The organism is Hymenobacter nitidus (genome assembly GCF_020447315.1).
GTDB lineage: Bacteria > Bacteroidota > Bacteroidia > Cytophagales > Hymenobacteraceae > Hymenobacter > Hymenobacter nitidus.
Window position 1 is genome coordinate 21,572 of the sequence record NZ_JAJADQ010000004.1, and the last position, 16,772, is coordinate 38,343.

The following is a 16,772-nucleotide window of genomic DNA, read 5'->3' on the forward strand; positions in this document are numbered from 1 at the left end:
GCAAACGTGCCGGAACCGCTCCGCTTCGAGAAGCGAGGCCCTTCCAACCCTTCGGAAGCCCGCCGCTTCTACTCGCGAAGCCCATGTGGTACTCCGGTAGCGGCCCGCTTCTACTCGTGTCGCCCTTCTAGCAGTTCGGTTGACTCACGTTCCTCGAAGCAGCTACTACCCATAACGACAACAGGGACCCGCTTCTCGAAGCGGGTCCCTGTTGACTATCGAATTGTTATTCGTGAAACTGTACTGCTTAGGCCACGGCAGATGCCTGGGATTTCGGTGACGTAGTGCCCTTACGGCTGCCCCCAAGGCGCACCTTACCGAAATCAAAGAACCGGTACAACGGCTCCGCTTCCAGTGAAGGATACGAACAGGGCAGAGGTAATTGATAGATTCATTCGTTTATAAGGTCAGTATCATTATCGCCCGAAAGTATCAGCATTGCGGGAGAGATGCTTCGGCAAGCTCAGCATGACGTTCTAGATGCCCTTTGGGTAAAGTGCAAACACGCTCTAAAGCTACGTTAAGCCGCCGTATCCCCGACCTCATCCTCATCATCGACCATCACTCGCGCCAGCTTCTCGATATTCAGGCTTCTCGCTGAGGCGTCGAAGATTTCGCGGTAGGTGCCGCGCTTGTCGTAGAGCTGCTCGTGGGTTCCGCTTTCCACCATGCGGCCCTGCTTCATGACGTAGATGCAGTCGGAGTCCACGATTTGGGCCAGGCTGTGGGAGATGATGACCACCGTGCGGCCCTGCTTGATGGCGTCGAGCGAGTTCTTGATTTGCTCGGTGGCAATGGCGTCGAGGGAGGCGGTGGGCTCGTCGAGGAAGATGATGGGCGGGTTTTTGAGGAATAGCCGGGCAATGGCAATGCGCTGCTGCTGCCCCCCGCTGAGCTGCTGGGCGTCGCTCTGGTAGCCCTTGGGCAGCTCCAGAATCTGGTCGTGGAGGTAGGCCTGGCGGGCGGCGGCCTGGATTTGCTCCAGGGTGGCGTCCATCACCCCGTAGCGGATGTTTTCCTCGATGGTGCCCTTGAAGATGTGGTTTTTCTGGAGCACCAGCCCGATGCGCTGGCGCAAGGCGTGGGTGTCGTAGTCGGCCAGGGGCTGGCCGTCGAGCAGCATTTGGCCGGAATCCGGTTCGTAAAACTTGCAGAGTAGATTGATAATAGTGCTTTTGCCGGCCCCGCTGAGGCCCACCAAAGCGGTGGTTTTGCCTTCCTCGATGGTCAAACACACGTCGTGCAGGGCCTGGGTGCCGCTGGGGTAGGTGAAGTCCACATTGCAGATGTCGAAGGTGCCACGCACCGCGTCGGGCTGGATAGGGCCGGTTTTCTCGCGGGCGTCGTCGGCGTCGAGGATGTCGAAGAAGCCTTCGGAGTAGGTCAGGGCCTCGTTCATCTCGTCGTAGATGCGGTGCAGCTGCCGGATGGGGGCCGACACGTTGTTGAACAGCAGAATGTGGAACATGATGGCCCCGATGCTGATCTGCCGGTCGAGCACGAGGTAGGCGGTCAGGATGATGATGAGCACCACGCCGACCTGCTCGACGAAGGTTTTGAGGCCGTCGTAGAGGAAGTTGGTTTTGCGCGTCGCCAGTTGGGCGTTCTGCAGGTTCTGCTGCACCTGGGCCTGTTTCTGCTCCTCGTAGTCTTCGCGCACGAAGCTCTTGATGACCACCGCCGAGTCAATCAGGTTGACCAGGCCCTGGCTTTTGGCCTCCCGCAGCCCCCGCAGCGCCCGGCGGGTGCCATTGAGCTTATCGGCCTGCCGGTAGCTGATCCAGAAGTAGACGGGCAGCACCGCCACGGCCACCAGGCCCACGTAGAGGTTGGCCATAAACATGACCACCAGGGCTACAATGGCGTTGGCAAACAGGGGCAGAATGTCGATAAAGAAGTTCTGCACCAGCTTCATCAGGCTCTCCACGCCCCGGTCGATGCGGGTCTGGAGCTTGCCGGTCTGGTTGCCGCTGTCGGAGTAAAAGCCCAGCTCGTAGCTCAGCAGCTTGTGAATGGCATCCTGGGAAAGGGTGCTCGACACGTTGATGCGGATTTTCTCCCCGTAGAACTTCTGCCCGAACTGGATAAAGGTGTTGACGACTTCCTTGCCCAGCAGCAGCACGCTCACCCACAGCAGCATGTTCAGGCCCTGGGTTAGCCCCAGGCCCCGGTTGAGCAGGCTTTGCACCGTGTCCACGGTATAGCGCAACACAAACGGGTTGACCTGCGCCGCCAACGAGCCCACCAGCGTCAGCAGCAGGGTGCTGATGACCAGGCGGCGGTAGGGCAGCACGTAGGGGTAGAGGCGGCGGATAATTTCCCAGAGACTCATAAGCGGCTTGGCAGACACGGTGTGGTAGTGTCCGGTTAGACGCGGGAGCGGGCAGTGGGGTTATTGGGGGTGGGTTTGCTTGTGCTTCGCCAGAATTGCCTGCAGGTAGGTATGAAGATCAAAACCATCATTGGCGTCACTTATTCCCAGCCGGTAATAGTCGCCGCGCAGACCCAAATCCAGGGTGACGAGGGCTGAGAGTCCGTCGTTGAAACCTATACTGGGCGGCTTTTCATCAGAAGAGGTGTTCTGCTGGTATGGAATAGTAAATGCTTCCCTGGTAAGCGTGTAAATAGTGTCTATCTGGGTCTTTCTCAAAAGAATGAGAAAAGTATCGGTAGGAGCGGATTCGTAAGGCTTGGAGTCAGATGAAACGCTGGTTGGCGTATCGTAATTAACAACGTATAGAGAATTAGTTTTTAAGGGGTAGGACTCCCATTTCTCATTCACTTCCTTGGAGTGATATGCCCAGGCATTAGCCAGAATGTACTTACGATGGATTCCAAGGGAAGTGTGAATTTCCACGGCCATGTCGAAATCATAGAAACGATATTGCTTTACGGGCTGCGTTTCTTCAGTTGCGCACGACAGTGTGACAAGGCTAGTCACAGCAAATAAGGGTAAGATTCTCACCGTGTTTTAATAAATCAATTCACTCCACCACCGCGTAGTGGTTCATTTCCTGAATGCTCTGGTAAAACGGCTTCACCAGCTGAAAGAACGCGCCAAACGCCGGGCTCTTGCGGAAGCCGTTGAGGTGCCGCTCCACCGACGTCCACTCGATGCGCCAGATGAATAGCTCGGGGTCTTCCTCGCAGTGGCTGAGTTGGTAATTCAGGCAATCGGGGGCTTGGGCCAGCAGCTCGTTGGCGCTGCCGATGGCCTGCACGAAGACGGGCTGCTGCTCGGCGGCAATACGGTAGCGGATGTATTCGACGGTCATGGCGGTAGGGGAATGGTGAAGACTTGTTTTTTCAGAGAGGCATAACGGACGGAATGGTATTAGCTGACTTTCCGCAGAACCAGGAACAACCGGATGCTGTAGAAATCAGGTGTAAGGGGCCAGGTGAAATTGGTAAACTCTAGTTTGGCGGTAGGTAAAGGGTCGTTGTCAAAGAGAACTTCAGGGGCGGAAACCTGCCCGTCATTACTGGAAACGAAGAAGCGAAACCAATGGTAGTCCTGCGTGAGGGGTAAGCTCTGAACAAGGCCAACCAACTGCGGGAATAGCTCTTCCGGCACGGGCACGAGCTGCCCTTTGGTCGATTTGATGCCGTAGTTTCCAATATAGGCCCGCCAGTGGAAATCGTTGATCTGCCAGTCTTCCACCGTTACCTGGTCATTCTGTTCCGCCGCCTGCAGGGCTGCCAGGAACACATGCAGGCTGTTATGGGCAAAATTTGCCAGATTATTGGCCAAAGCTGCCTCGGGTGTTTCGCCTACGTCACCAAAGCTTTCTACCAGCACCAGGTCTTTGATGAACAGCCGCACGTCGAGCTGGGACGTAGCGCCGTTGGGAAACTGCCGGGACATCACCCGCGACTGGAGCAGCGTGGGCTGCCGGGTTAGGAGCAGAACCTTGTCGTCCACCGCAAGCGTGCTGATGCTGTGCTGCTCGAATAAGGATTGTAACTGGGAATTCACGTTTGACATAAACGGGTGGCAACGGTAGCAAGCGGAAACGTGCTGTAATATAGACCGGAAAACGCAGGGCGAATTGTCGCGTAAAGAAGCTCCTCCGCTGCTGCTACCGGCGGGCCGACCCTGACCTATGGAAACCCCTGCCTCCACCACCGCCAGCATTGGCCAGCCCCTGAGCCGCGTCGATGGCCGCCTGAAAGTAACCGGCCAGGCCCGCTATGCCGCCGAGCATGCCGTGCCCGGCGTGGTGCACGGCGTGCTGCTGACCAGCACCGTGGCGCGGGGCCGCATCCGGAGCCTCGATACGACGGCGGCCGAGAAGGCGCCCGGCGTGCTGGCCGTTCTCACCTACCGCAACTCGCCCGGCGTGCCGGCTTACCAGGATGCCAAGGCCAACAACAACCCGCGGCTGGCCGGCCAGGAAATCCGGGTGTTTCACGACGAGCAGATTCACTTCGCCAACCAGCCCGTGGCCCTGGCCATTGCCGATACGCTGGAGCGCGCCCAGCACGCGGCCACCCTGGTGCGGGTGCAGTATGACGCCACCCCACCCGAAACCGACCTAGCGGCCCACCGCGGCCGGGGCCGCAAGCCCCAGAAAGCCGACGACCACCTCCGCGGCCAGCCCAACGCCTACCGGCAGGCCCCGGTCCGCATCGAGCAGGAATACCGCACCGCCGTGCAGATGCACCACCCCATGGAACCCCACGCCGCCATTGCCCAGTGGGAGGCGGGCAAGCTGACGGTCTACAATAAAACCCAGGCCCCGAAAGTGGCCCAGCAGGATCTGATGCGTATGTTCAACTTGCCCGAGGCCAGCGTGCAGGTGTACTCCCCGTTCGTGGGCGGCGCGTTCGGGGGCTCCTCACGCATCTGGCCCCAGGAAGTAGCCGCTATTCTGGGTGCCAAGCTGGTGAGCCGGCCGGTGAAAGTGGCTTTGCGCCGCGACCAAATGTTCAACCTGGTGGGCTACCGGCCCTATTCAATTCAGAAAGTGGGAATCGGCGCTACCGCCGACGGGCAGCTGGTGGGCATCACGCACGAGGCCCTGGGGCAGACTTCCCGCCACGAGGAGTTTGCCGAGCGCATCATTGACCCCACCAAGTCGGCCTACCGCTGCCCCAACCTCAACACCCAGTACCAGCTGGTGGCCCTCGACCTGAGCACCCCGGCCTGGACGCGCGGCCCCGGCGAGGCCAGCGGCTCGTTTGCCCTCGAATCGGCGGTGGATGAGTTGGCCTACGCCCTGAACATGGACCCGCTGGCCCTGCGCCTGAAGAACTTCGCCGACGTTGACCCGGCCACCGGCAAGCCCTGGAGCAGCAACCAGCTGCGCGCCTGCTACGAGCGGGGCGCCGCCCAGTTTGGCTGGAACCAGCGCCCCCGCCAGCCCCGCGCCACCCGCGACGGGCAGTGGCTGGTCGGGCAGGGTATGAGCATGGGAATTTACAAGTCGGAGCGGCAGAAGGCGGCGGCCCGCGCCCAGCTGTTTGCCGATGGCCGCCTGCTGGTGCAGGCCGCTACCGCCGACGCGGGCCCCGGCACGGCTACCATCATGAGCCAGATTGCGGCCCAGGCCAGCGGGGTGCCCGTGGGCAATATCCGCTTCGAGCTGGGCGACTCCCGGCTGCCGCCCGCGCCGGGGCAGTTTGGCTCCCACACGGCGGTGTCGGTGGGTACGGCGGTGCATGCCGTGGGCGCGGCCGTGCAGCAGCAGCTCCTGACGCTGGCCCGCAGCACTCCCGACTGGCAGAAGCGGCGCCTGAAACCAACCGACGTTGTGGCCGAAAACGGGGTGGTGCGCTTGGTGCGCGACGCGAAAGTGCAGCTGTCTTACGCCGATATCCTGCGCCAGCACAACCTGATGGGTCTGGATCTGACGCGGGAAGTGGAGCCGGATGAGGAACAGAAAAAGTACGTCGGCAAGTCGTTCTGCGCCAACTTTGTGGAGGTGCGCGTGCACGAGCCCACCGGCGTGGTGCGCGTCAGCCGGGTGGTATCGGCGCTGGATGTGGGGCGGGTGCTCAATGCCAAGACGGCCCGCAGCCAGGTCTACGGCTCGGTGGTGTGGGGTATTGGTATGGCCCTGATGGAGGAAGCCCGCATGGACCACCGCTACGGCTGGTACGTGAATCCGCAGCTGGCTGAATACCACCTGCCCGTGAGTGCCGACGTGCCCGATATCGACGTGCTGTTCATCGACGAGCCCGACCTGCGCCTGGACCCGATGGGCGCCAAAGGCATGGGCGAAATCGGCCTGATTGGCTTCACCGCCGCCGTGGCCAACGCCGTATTTCATGCCACCGGCCGCCGCATCCGGGAGCTGCCCATCACCCCCGACAAGCTGCTGGGCCCGGCCGTGTAGCGGGGTAGGGCAGCAGGCCCGGGGCGGTCCGCTAAGGCACTGGATGTAGCCAAACTTGCGTATTTTACCCATTCACAGGTCGCAGATAAACTTTTTTTCAGCCTGGCATCTTAACCTTATTCACCTGTATCGTTGTGTTGCCATTGCATTTATCCTCCGAGCTGTCCGCCGTATTTCCTCCAGAAGCACTCCTGCTCAGTCTGCTGGAAAACTCGCTGAACGGCATCATCCTGGCGTACCCGGTGGTAGCGGAGCCCGGCTCCGACGACATCGTTGACCTAAGCCGGCTCCAGCTCAATCCGGCCGCGCAGCGCATGCTGGATTTGCCGGCGCAGCCCTCCGAGTCGTTTCTGCACTACCTGCCCGGCAGCCTGCCCTCCGGCGTTTTCGATTTCTACCGGCGCACGTTTCAGTCGGGTGAGGCCGGCCACCACGAGTTTCTCTACCAGGCCGACGGGCTGGACAACTACTTCGAGGTAACGGCTCAGCGCGTGGGCGACGGGCTGCTGATTATTTTCACCGACACGGTCAACCAGCGCCGCACCAACGCCGAGCTAGCCCTGCGCGAAAGCCAGGCCCGGGAGAAGGCAGCCCGCGCCGAGGCCGAGCTGCAGCGCCAGCAGCTGCACAGCATTCTGATGCAGGCCCCGGCCATGATTGCCCTTTTTGAGGGCCCCGACCACATTTTTCGATTAGTGAATCCTCAGTATCAGCAGCTGGTGGGCAGCCGCGAAATTCTGGACAAGCCTATTCGGCAGGCCATGCCCGAGCTGGTGGGGCAGCCCATTTTTGAGCTGCTCGACTGGGTCTACCGCTCGGGCCACACCTACTACGCCACCGAAATGCTGGTGCAGCTCGACCACGCCAACTCGGGCACGCTGGGCAACCGCTACTACAACTTCGTGTATCAGGCTCTGCGCAACCTGAGCGGCGCCATCGATGGGATTCTGGTGTTTGCCTACGAGGTGACCGACCAGGTAGTGGCCCGCCAGCAGACGGAGCAGAGCCGGCAACAGGTAACGGATGCCAACCAGGAGCTGGCCACGGCTAACGAGGAGCTGGCCGCCGCCAACGAGGAAATGCAGGCCGCCAACGAAGAAATCAGGGCCAACAACGAGGAGCTGTTCCGGGCCCAGGACTCTTTGCAGCAGCTGAATCAGGAGCTGGAAAACCGGGTCGCCATGCGCACCGAGCAGGTGCAGCAGGCCCAAACCGAAGCCGAGCGGCAAAAAGCCCGGCTGGAGCAGTTTTTTATGCAGGCTCCGGCGGCCATCTGCATTCTGGACGGCCCCGCGCTGGTGTTCGAGCTGGTAAACCCGGGCTACCAGCAGCTGTTTCCGGGCCGGCGGCTGCAGAACAAATCCATCTGGGAAGCCCTGCCCGAGCTGGTGGGCAGCCCGGTACAAGAGCTGCTGGAGCGGGTGTATGCCACCGGCGAAACGGTGCAGGGCAAGGAAGTGCCGGCCCCGGCCGCCCGCCACGAAGGCATGCCCCCGGAAGACATGTACTTCAACTTCACCTACCAGGCGCGCTTCGATGAGCAGGGCAACATCGACGGGGTGCTGGTATTTGCCTACGAGGTAACCGAGCAGGTGCTGGCCCGCCAGCGCGTGGCTCAGGCCAATACCGGCCTGACTTCCGCCAACGACGAGCTGCACACTACCAACGTGCAGCTCGCCCGCATCAACGTGGACCTCGACAACTTCATTTACACCGCCTCCCACGACCTGAAAGCGCCCATTGCCAACATTGAAGGGCTGCTGCGCGTGCTGCTGGAAGAGCTGAATATGCCCCCGGCCCACACGGCCGCGCAGGTGGGCCCCATCATCAGCATGATGCAAGACTCGGTGGAGCGCTTCAAGAACACGATTGACCACCTGACCGAGGTAACCAAGCTGCAGAAGGAAAACGAGCAGCCCGCGGCCATGGTCAGCGTCGAGGAGGTTCTGCGGGAAGTAACCCTGGATTTGCAGCCCGCCATTCAGGAGTCGGGTGCCGACCTCTCCATTGAGGTGGAGACCTGCCCCGCCGTACCCTTTTCCCGCAAAAACCTGCGCAGCGTAGTCTATAACCTGCTCAGCAATGCCCTCAAGTACCGCGACCCGGCCCGGCCCCTGCGCGTCCGCATCCACTGCCAGCCCGAGGGCTCGGCGGTGATGCTGCGCGTGCAGGACAACGGTCTGGGCCTTGACCTGACCCCGGACCGACCGCTGTTTGGCATGTTTCGCCGCTTCCACGACCATGTGGAGGGCTCCGGCATCGGACTCTATATGGTTAAGAAGATACTGGACAACGCCGGCGGCACCATCAGCGTGGAAAGCAAAGCCGGGGTGGGCTCCACCTTTACGGTTTATTTTAAACAGTAAGTTGGGAGTTACGTATGCTAGGAGATTAGTTGGGGCAGAACACTGCTATTGAAGCCCCTCTTTCGCTTACCATCCCTGCGCATGCCAGCTCTTGCCTCTATTCTGTTAGTCGACGACGATCCTATCACGAACTTTCTGAACCAGCGCCTGCTCGACGAGCTGGCCCTGACCGATAAGCTGCTCGTGGCCCTGAACGGGAAGGAAGCCCTTGCCCTGATTGAGCAAAACTGCCCCTCGCCCGAGGGCTGCCCAGCCCTGATTCTGCTGGACGTGAACATGCCCGTAATGAACGGCTTCGACTTTCTGGCTGCCTACGACGAGCTGCCCGTGGTGCGGAAACAGCCCCAGCGCAGCGTTATCATCGTGCTGACGACCTCCCTTCACCCGCGCGACGTGCAGCGGGTGGAAAGCCTGAATATTGCCGGGTTTCTGAATAAGCCGCTGACGAAAGAAAAGGTCAACGGCATCCTGATGGATCATTTCGGCCAGCAACTTCCCGAGTAAGCAGGGCCCGGCGCTTGCCAGCTAGGCCCGGGGCCGGTGAGTTACGATTGAAGGGGCAGGCAAGGCTGGCTAAACCGGGCGGCTGCAACGCGGCGGCCTGCATCCGTTACTTTAGCTTCGAAACCAGCCTTGTTTAGCCGTTGCTTATGCGTCCTCTACCGTTCCTCTTCCTTGCCGGCAGCCTGCTGACTTCGGCCGCCCACGCCCAGCGCGCCGAAAAAACCGACCAGCTCGTTCTTACCAAAATTCGGGATGAGGGCATGGACCGCTCCCGCGTGATGGAAACCGCCTTTTACCTGACCGACGTGAGCGGCCCGCGCCTGGCCAACTCCCCGGGCCTGCAGCGCGCCAACGAGTGGACTAAAAACCAGCTGGCCAGCTGGGGCCTGGTAAATGCCAATGTGGAGCCCTGGGGCACGTTTGGGCGGGGCTGGGACATCGAGAAGTCGTACGTGGCCATGACGGCGCCCTACTACCACGCCATGATTGGGGCGCCCAAAGCCTGGACGCCCTCGACCAACGGAGCCGTGAAAAAAGCGGTAGTGGTGGTAAAAGCCGCCACCGAAGCCGACCTAGATAAGTACAAAGGCCAGCTGCGCGATAAAATCGTGCTGACGGAAGTAGGCACGCCGCCCAAGCCCGGCTTCGAGCCCGATGCCCGCCGCTACACGGCCGAGGAGCTGAAAAAGATGACCGAGGTGCCGGCTGCAGCGGCTGCTACGGCCCCCGACGCTGACCGCCTGGCGGCCCGCCGCGCCCAGCTGGCTTTGCGCGCCAAGATGGCCGATTTTTACCTGAGCGAGGGCGCCGCCGCCGTGCTCAGCACCCGGGGCGGCTCCGATGGGACGTTCTTTACCAGCAACGGCGCGCCTTATGCCCCCGACGCCAAGCCTGTGCTGCCCGAAATGGAAATGGCGCCCGAAGACCAGCTACGGCTGATTCGGCTGGCCGAGGCCAGCATTCCGGTGGAAATTGAGCTGGAAACCCGCACCCGCTTCCAGACCCAGGATCTGAAAGGCTACAACGTGGTAGCCGAAATTCCGGGCACCGACCGCAAGCTCAAGAACGAAGTGGTGATGCTCGGCGCCCACCTCGACTCCTGGCACGCCGCCACCGGCGCCACCGACAATGCCGCGGGCTGCGCCGTGATGATGGAGGCCGTGCGTATTCTGAAAGCCGCCGGGGTGCAGCCGCGCCGCACTATCCGCATTGCGCTGTGGGGCGAGGAGGAGCAGGGCCTGCACGGCTCGAAAAACTACGTGAAAAACCATTTCGCCGACCCCGCCACCATGCAGCTGCGGCCCGAGCACGCCCGGCTGGCGGCTTACTTCAACCTCGACAATGGCGCGGGTAAAATCCGGGGCATCTATGCCCAGGGTAACGCGGCGGCAGCCCCAATTTTCAGCGAGTGGCTCAAGCCCCTGGCCGATCTGGGCGCTACTACCGTGACGCTGCGCAACACCGGTGGCACCGACCATCTTTCGTTTGATGCGGTGGGGCTGCCCGGCTTCCAGTTCATTCAGGACCCGCTCGACTACGGTACCCGCACCCACCACACCAACATGGACACCTACGAGCGGCTGCCCGCCGACGACCTCAAGCAGGCCTCGGTGGTTGTCGCCACGTTTGTGTACCAGGCCGCCATGCGCGACGAGATGCTGCCCCGCAAGCCGCAGCCGACGGCCGGTAAGGCCCAGTAGCTTCTGCCGGTACCCGTCTACTGAAAAGGCCCCGCCGACCAGCCGCGTCGGTGGGGCCTTTTCATGCGCGTATAGGAGGGAGGTGGCGCGTTGTCCTCCCGGTCGCGTAGCTTAGAGCTTCCCGCCCCACTTGTTCCCATATGAATTCTCCCCGCTTCTGCGCCTGCATAGTTCTGCCTCTGCTCACGCTAGCATCCTGCCAGATGACCAAGAATACTTCCCCAGTTCCGGCCGCCACACCCGCCACGGCTGCTGTAGCGCCGGTGTGGCAGTCGGCGGCCTACACGCTCTACCGCGACAGTCTGGTGCAGGGCCGCCACGTGGCGCGGGCCATTTCGCGCACCGCCCTGACCTCGAGCTACCAAAGCCCGGCCAACGCGTTTCAGAGCCCACGGGTAAGCTTCAAGTTCAGCCTCAATGGCCAGGACAATGAAATGCAGCCCGGCCAGGACCACACGGTGGTGGCCATACCCCGGGACGGGCAGCCGCTGGAAACGCCGCTGCTTATGTTTGGTCAGCAGTACGTGGACCAAACGCCGGTGCCCGCCAACACCTATCTGGCGCCCGATACGCCGCTCAAAATCCGGCTGGACATGCGGCCCGTGCTGGCCGCGTTTGAGAAGCAGGGCTTTTACCAGCTCTACAACGGGCAGAAACTGTACAAAGCTGACCTGAAGCACGTGTATGTGGCTGGCAACACCGTGCCCCTGAGCTGGGATTTCGATAACCTGGGCAACAAGCCCCAACTGGAGCTGCAAGACCCCGACGGCAACGGCATCTACGAAACGACCATCGTGCTCAATGCCCACGCCAACGCCAAAACCACGGCCGCGCAGTGGCAGCCGACGCTGGATACCTCCTCGTTTCCGCAGCTCACCTCCGACTACCCGCTGCTGGATGCGCTGTATAATCTGGCCCTGGAAGAAGCCAAGCGGGCTGTGGAACCCGACGGGACCTTCCGCACGGGCCAGGAGTGGGCCGGCGTCTGGACGCGCGACATCAGCTACTCTATTATTCTGGCCCAGGCCGCGCTGCAGCCCGAGGTAGCCAAAACCAACCTGCTGCGCAAAGTCACGCCCGCGGGCCGCATCATTCAGGACACCGGCACCGGCGGGGCCTACCCATGCTCCACCGACCGGATAATCTGGGCAGTGGCCGCCTGGGAAATCTACAAAACCACCGGCGACGAAGCCTGGTTGCGCAAGGTGTATCCTATCATTAAAGCGTCCATCGACGATGACCGGCAAAACGCCTACAACCCCGTAACCGGCCTCGTGCGCGGCGAATCGTCGTTTCTGGACTGGCGCGAGCAGACCTACCCGAAGTGGATGCAGCCGAGCGACATCTACCAATCAGAAAGTCTGGGAACCAACGCTGTGCATTACCAAGGCCACCAGGTGCTGGCCTGGATGGCCGATAAGTTAGGACAAAACGACGTTGCCCGCTTGGCCCGTGAACAGGCTAAGCGCATCGAATCGGGCATGAATGCGCATTTGTGGCTGGAACAAAAGGGCTACTACGGCCAGTACCGCTACGGACGCACCTTCCAGCAGATTTCCTCAAAAGCGGAAGCATTAGGCGAAGCCCTGGCCGTCTTGTTTGGCATTACCGACGAGGCCCGGGCCAAAAGGGTGGTGGCCAGTACTCCCACAATGGACTACGGCATTCCCTGCATCTACCCCCAGATTCCGGACATTCCGCCCTACCACAACAACGCCGTGTGGCCCTTCGTGCAGAGCTACTGGGGGCTGGCCGCCGCCCAGGTCGGCAATGAAGCAGCTTTCATGGCCAGCCTGGCCGCCGTGGCCCGACCCGCCGCGCTGTTTCTTACCAACAAGGAAAACTTCGTGGCCAGCAACGGCGACTTTGCCGGCACGCAAGTGAATAGCAGCGTGATGCTCTGGAGTCTGTCTGGCAGCCTGGGGCTGGTATACAAGGGCCTGTTCGGCATGCAGTTCGAAGCCGACCAGCTCGTGTTCCGGCCTTTCGTGCCTCGGTCCCTGCAAGGCACGCGCAAGCTCACCGGCTTTAAATACCGCCAAGCCGTGCTTAATATCGAGCTGGAAGGCTACGGCAAGCGCATCGACACCATCACGCTCGACGGCCAGCCGCTGCCTAATGCCGCCGTGCCCGGCACGCTGACCGGCGCCCATACTGTGCGCATCAAGCTGGTAAACAGCGCGCCCGAGCCCGACTATAAAGTCAGTCAGGTGGCCCACCATGTGTCGCCGGCTACGCCGGCCGTGCGCTACGCCAATGGTAGCCTGACTTGGCAGCCGGTGGAAGGGGCCAAAGCGTACCAAGTGCTGCGCAATGGGCAGTTTGCGGCCCGCACGACCACCCCCGAGTTTGCCGTGCCGCTTACCGCAGGCTACGCCGAGTATCAGGTGCTGGCCGTGGATGCGCAGGGTTTCGAGTCGTTTGCCAGTGAGCCGCTGCCCGTCGGGGCCGATAAGCTGCGGCGCATTTACGACCTGGGAAATGCCAAGTCCAGGGCTGGGAAGCCGTACCAAGGCTACACCGGCGCGGGCTTCGTTGAAATCAGCAAAACTCAGAACAAAGTGTTGGCAGTGCCCATCACCGTGTCCGAAGCCGGCCTCTACGCCCTAGACTTCCGCTACGCCAACGGCAACGGCCCCATCAACACCAGCAACAAGTGCGGCATCCGGACGCTACGCCGCGGCCGGCAATTGTTGGGTACCGTGGTGCTGCCCCAGCGCGGCGTAGACGAGTGGTCGAACTGGGGCTTCACCAACCCGGTGCTGGTACGCCTGGAGAAGGGTAGCCACCCACTAACCCTGGCGCTGGAACCCGCCAATGAGAACATGCACGGCACCGTAAATCAAGCCATGCTTGACTATCTGCGGGTTACTAGAATTGAGTAGCGGCAATGCTAAACAGCACTATTAAAAAAGGCCCGGCAGGTAGCTGTCGGGCCTTTTTCGTGTTAAGCGAGCTTCTCCTTGAACAGCCGCAGGGTTCGGTCCCAGGCCAGCTTAGCAGCCTCCGCATTGTAGCGGGCCGGGGAGGAGTCATTGTTGAAGGCGTGGTTGGCTCCCTCGTAGATGTACTGCTCGTACGGCACGTGGGCGGCTTTCAGAGCGGCTTCGTAGGCTGCGGCCCCGGCGTTTACCCGCTCATCCAGGCCCCCGTAGTGCAGCATCACGGTGGCTTTGATCAGGCCCACGTCCTCGGCCTTGGGCTGCATGCCGTAGTAGGCGACGGCCGCGTTCAGCTGTGAGTCGTGGACAGCCAGTTGGTTGGCCAGGGCCCCGCCCCAGCAAAAGCCCACGCAGCCGGTTTTGCCGTTGCTGTCGGGGCGGCTGCGCAGGTAGTTCAGGGCCCGCAGGTAGTTGCCCAGGTTCTGCACGGCATCCAGCTTGCCAATCAAAGTACGGCCTTCGTCTTCGTTGGCCGGCGTGCCGCCCAGCGGCGACAGCGCATCGACGCCCAGCGCCAAGTAGCCGGCTTTGGCTACGCGACGCGTCACGTCCTTGATGTGGGGCGTCAGGCCCCGGTTTTCGTGGATAACCACCACCGAGCCCCGTTTCTTGCGGCCTTTAGGGCGGGCCAGGTAGCCTTTCATCGTGGCCTCGTCGCCGGGCCAGGTCACTTCCTCCAGCACCAGGTCCTTGTCGGTTTCCTCAACGGTGGCGGCCTCAGCGTAGCCTGGGTCCAGAATCGAGAGGGCCGACATAGCCAGAGCCATGCCACCGGTCAGCTTCACCAGCCGCTCAATAAAATCTTTGCGCGAGAGCGGCTTATGGGTGTATTCGTCAAACAGGTTGATAATGCGCTGATCCATGCGGGAAACGTTAGGGCCGGGTAATTACCGGTAATATAGGCAGAAGCCGCCGTTTGGCTAAGCTTCCTATAAGACTGTTGAAAGCAAAGAAAGCTCAACAGCACCCGGCCGCTGAGCTCTCCTGAATTTGGGCACTTATGGGGTCTTAACTAGTGACAATCCACCACTTTACACCGCGTTGCTACGCTTCCCGGTGCACGGTGTCCATCGAGAAGGCTGGCACGCAGATCGACCAGTATTCGCACTCTGCGTCGAAGGGGTTGGAGTAGCGTACCCGGGCCCCGGCTTTAATCAGCAGCGACTCGCCGGCGCCTAATTCAATCACGTCGCCGTCGACCTCGAATTGCTTGCGGCCCCGCACCACGATGGTGATTTCGTCGAACTGCGGGTTCTGGTGGGGCTCGCTCCACTGGGGCGGGGCCACCATGTGGGCCACGCTGTATTGGCCGGTCTGGGTGCTGGCCAAGCCGATGTGCTCCTCAATGAGCTTGCCGTCGGTAGTCGGGACGCGAAAGGGGTTCTGCTGGCGGAAATACCTTTTTTCGGACATGAGCGGCAGGTGTTAGTTGGTTGTGGAGGATGGGCATTCGCCTTTGGTGAAGGAAGTTACGCCGGCGTTGGTGGCCACGCAGGCGTTGCCGTAGGTTTTGCCGTCGCAGCCGCACACCGGCGTATAGTCCATGGTGCAGGCCACATCCTGCCTGATTTTGGCCGGGTCGATGCACGGAACGGTAGTGGCAGCAGGTGGCGTGGCCCGGTTGCAGGCCAGAAACGAGAAAAGCAGCAGAGTGGCTGCGCCAAATCGGAGCATGAGCAAGAAATAAAAGGTCAGAAACTCACTAACGAGCTTGCTGCAAATATGTAACGGTAACATAGATATTCTGCTTTGACTATTTTTTAGCTTGCGGCCATAACCCCGGCCGTCTGGCTTCGTATAGGCAGGCAGAATGGCCCCACTGCCGCCGAGCTTGCCCCAGGCAATTTAGGGGGCGCAGGGCCTCTACCACACACGAACTAGTCCGACCGACCACTGTTCAATCATTCATCTATTCTCCCTCAACACCATGTCGTATCACGAAGAAGACAACTCCGGTAAAATCCTTTTGGCTGCTTTGGCTGGCGCTGGCGCCGGTATCATTGCCGGTATGCTGATGGCTCCCGATAAAGGCAAGGCAACCCGCGAAAACCTGCGTAGCGCGGCCACCAAATACAGCGGCACTCTGGGCGAGCAGCTCTCGAAGTATGGCGAAGAGCTGGACTCGAAGTTCAAAGGCTACGTGGAGAAGCTCGAGGATATGGGCATCACCGGCGTAGGCAGCAGCCTGAACCTGAAAGGTGACTGGAACGAGTCGAAAGGCAAGCTGAAGCAGCAGTACGCGCAGCTCACCGACGAAGACCTGGAGTACACCGAAGGCAAAGGCGACGAGCTGGTAGGCCGCCTGCAGTCCAAGCTGGGCAAAGGCAAGCGCGAAATCACCAAGCTGCTGAACGACCTGTAAGCCACCTACAGCGCAGCTGATGCACAAACGGCCCCGTTTCCTGCAAAGGAGCGGGGCCGTTTTTCGTACAACTTTCGTTTTCCATCCGCGTTAGATTTCGGCGGAAGCCCTTTTGCTGGCGCTTGCCACCTTTATTTCACAGCTTACCCATTTTCCGAATTTTCCGATGAAAGACACTAGCGGTAAAGTAATCCTGTCCTTGCTCGTTGGCGCTACCGCCGGCGTTGTTGCCGGCCTATTGCTGGCCCCCGAAACCGGCGAGGAAACCCGCACCGGCCTGAAAAAGTCGGCCACGAAGTGGAGCGACGACCTCACCAAGCTTCTCAACGAAGCCGTGGCCCGCATCAACAAGCCCGCTACCGGCGAGGTGGCCCCTGATACCACCGCCGAAAGCCGTAGCGCCGCCGACGATGTGCTCAGCGCCATGACCCGGGACACTGGCGCCAGCTCCCACGCCACCACTAGCGCCAACACGCCCGGCGCGCCAGAGGAAACCATTAATCCGGAAGCATCGGGCAGCAGCGAATACGGCCGCTCCCTGTAATTTTTTTCGGCGAGCT

14 protein-coding genes are annotated in these 16,772 nt (G+C 61.1%); 7 read left to right on the plus strand and 7 right to left on the minus strand.

Annotated elements, in window-relative coordinates; genetic code table 11:
* Positions 1-520: 520 nt before the first annotated feature.
* Genes LGH70_RS08430 through LGH70_RS08445 form a run of 4 tightly spaced genes read right to left on the minus strand, consistent with a single transcriptional unit; the run spans position 521 to position 3,976 of the window.
* Entirely contained in the window at positions 521-2,332 is a 1,812-nt protein-coding gene (locus tag LGH70_RS08430) for an ABC transporter ATP-binding protein (protein WP_226184754.1), read from the minus strand.
* 60 nt (positions 2,333-2,392) lie between these two features.
* Complete coding sequence (locus tag LGH70_RS08435) at positions 2,393-2,941, minus strand: hypothetical protein (RefSeq protein WP_226184756.1); 549 nt, start codon at positions 2,939-2,941, stop codon at positions 2,393-2,395.
* Positions 2,942-2,984: 43 nt separating this feature from the next.
* The gene (locus tag LGH70_RS08440) at positions 2,985-3,275 is read right to left on the minus strand and encodes a putative quinol monooxygenase (protein ID WP_226184758.1); all 291 of its coding nucleotides are present in this window, start codon (positions 3,273-3,275) and stop codon (positions 2,985-2,987) included.
* A gap of 59 nt (positions 3,276-3,334) precedes the next feature.
* The gene (locus LGH70_RS08445) at positions 3,335-3,976 is read right to left on the minus strand and encodes a DUF6348 family protein (RefSeq protein ID WP_226184760.1); all 642 of its coding nucleotides are present in this window, start codon (positions 3,974-3,976) and stop codon (positions 3,335-3,337) included.
* Positions 3,977-4,103: 127 nt separating this feature from the next.
* Here LGH70_RS08445 and LGH70_RS08450 point away from each other — a divergent pair, with 127 nt between their 5' ends.
* The 5 genes from LGH70_RS08450 (at position 4,104) to LGH70_RS08470 (ending at position 13,793) form a co-directional block, all read left to right on the plus strand.
* On the plus strand, positions 4,104-6,338 hold the full coding sequence (locus LGH70_RS08450; protein WP_226184762.1) for a xanthine dehydrogenase family protein molybdopterin-binding subunit: 2,235 nt from the start codon (positions 4,104-4,106) through the stop codon (positions 6,336-6,338).
* 143 nt (positions 6,339-6,481) lie between these two features.
* Positions 6,482-8,704, plus strand: a complete 2,223-nt coding sequence (locus LGH70_RS08455) for a PAS domain-containing sensor histidine kinase (protein ID WP_226184764.1) — start codon at positions 6,482-6,484, stop codon at positions 8,702-8,704.
* A gap of 81 nt (positions 8,705-8,785) precedes the next feature.
* Positions 8,786-9,208, plus strand: a complete 423-nt coding sequence (locus LGH70_RS08460; protein WP_226184766.1) for a response regulator — start codon at positions 8,786-8,788, stop codon at positions 9,206-9,208.
* Between the two features lie 146 nt (positions 9,209-9,354).
* On the plus strand, positions 9,355-10,908 hold the full coding sequence (locus tag LGH70_RS08465) for a M28 family metallopeptidase (RefSeq protein ID WP_226184774.1): 1,554 nt from the start codon (positions 9,355-9,357) through the stop codon (positions 10,906-10,908).
* Positions 10,909-11,048: 140 nt separating this feature from the next.
* Complete coding sequence (locus tag LGH70_RS08470) at positions 11,049-13,793, plus strand: alpha-L-rhamnosidase-related protein (protein ID WP_226184776.1); 2,745 nt, start codon at positions 11,049-11,051, stop codon at positions 13,791-13,793.
* Between the two features lie 62 nt (positions 13,794-13,855).
* Here LGH70_RS08470 and LGH70_RS08475 read toward each other — a convergent pair whose 3' ends face one another.
* From LGH70_RS08475 to LGH70_RS08485, 3 genes are all read right to left on the minus strand, one after another.
* Positions 13,856-14,713 carry a dienelactone hydrolase family protein gene (locus LGH70_RS08475; protein ID WP_226184778.1) on the minus strand — a complete coding sequence of 286 codons (858 nt, stop codon included), beginning with the start codon at positions 14,711-14,713 and terminating at the stop codon, positions 13,856-13,858.
* A gap of 181 nt (positions 14,714-14,894) precedes the next feature.
* Entirely contained in the window at positions 14,895-15,263 is a 369-nt protein-coding gene (locus LGH70_RS08480) for a cupin domain-containing protein (protein ID WP_226184787.1), read from the minus strand.
* Positions 15,264-15,275: 12 nt separating this feature from the next.
* The gene (locus LGH70_RS08485) at positions 15,276-15,524 is read right to left on the minus strand and encodes a Kazal-type serine protease inhibitor family protein (protein ID WP_226184789.1); all 249 of its coding nucleotides are present in this window, start codon (positions 15,522-15,524) and stop codon (positions 15,276-15,278) included.
* A gap of 253 nt (positions 15,525-15,777) precedes the next feature.
* Here LGH70_RS08485 and LGH70_RS23810 point away from each other — a divergent pair, with 253 nt between their 5' ends.
* The gene (locus LGH70_RS23810; protein ID WP_348533740.1) at positions 15,778-16,212 is read left to right on the plus strand and encodes a YtxH domain-containing protein; all 435 of its coding nucleotides are present in this window, start codon (positions 15,778-15,780) and stop codon (positions 16,210-16,212) included.
* Between the two features lie 166 nt (positions 16,213-16,378).
* On the plus strand, positions 16,379-16,756 hold the full coding sequence (locus LGH70_RS08500) for a YtxH domain-containing protein (protein WP_226184791.1): 378 nt from the start codon (positions 16,379-16,381) through the stop codon (positions 16,754-16,756).
* Positions 16,757-16,772: the final 16 nt, after the last annotated feature.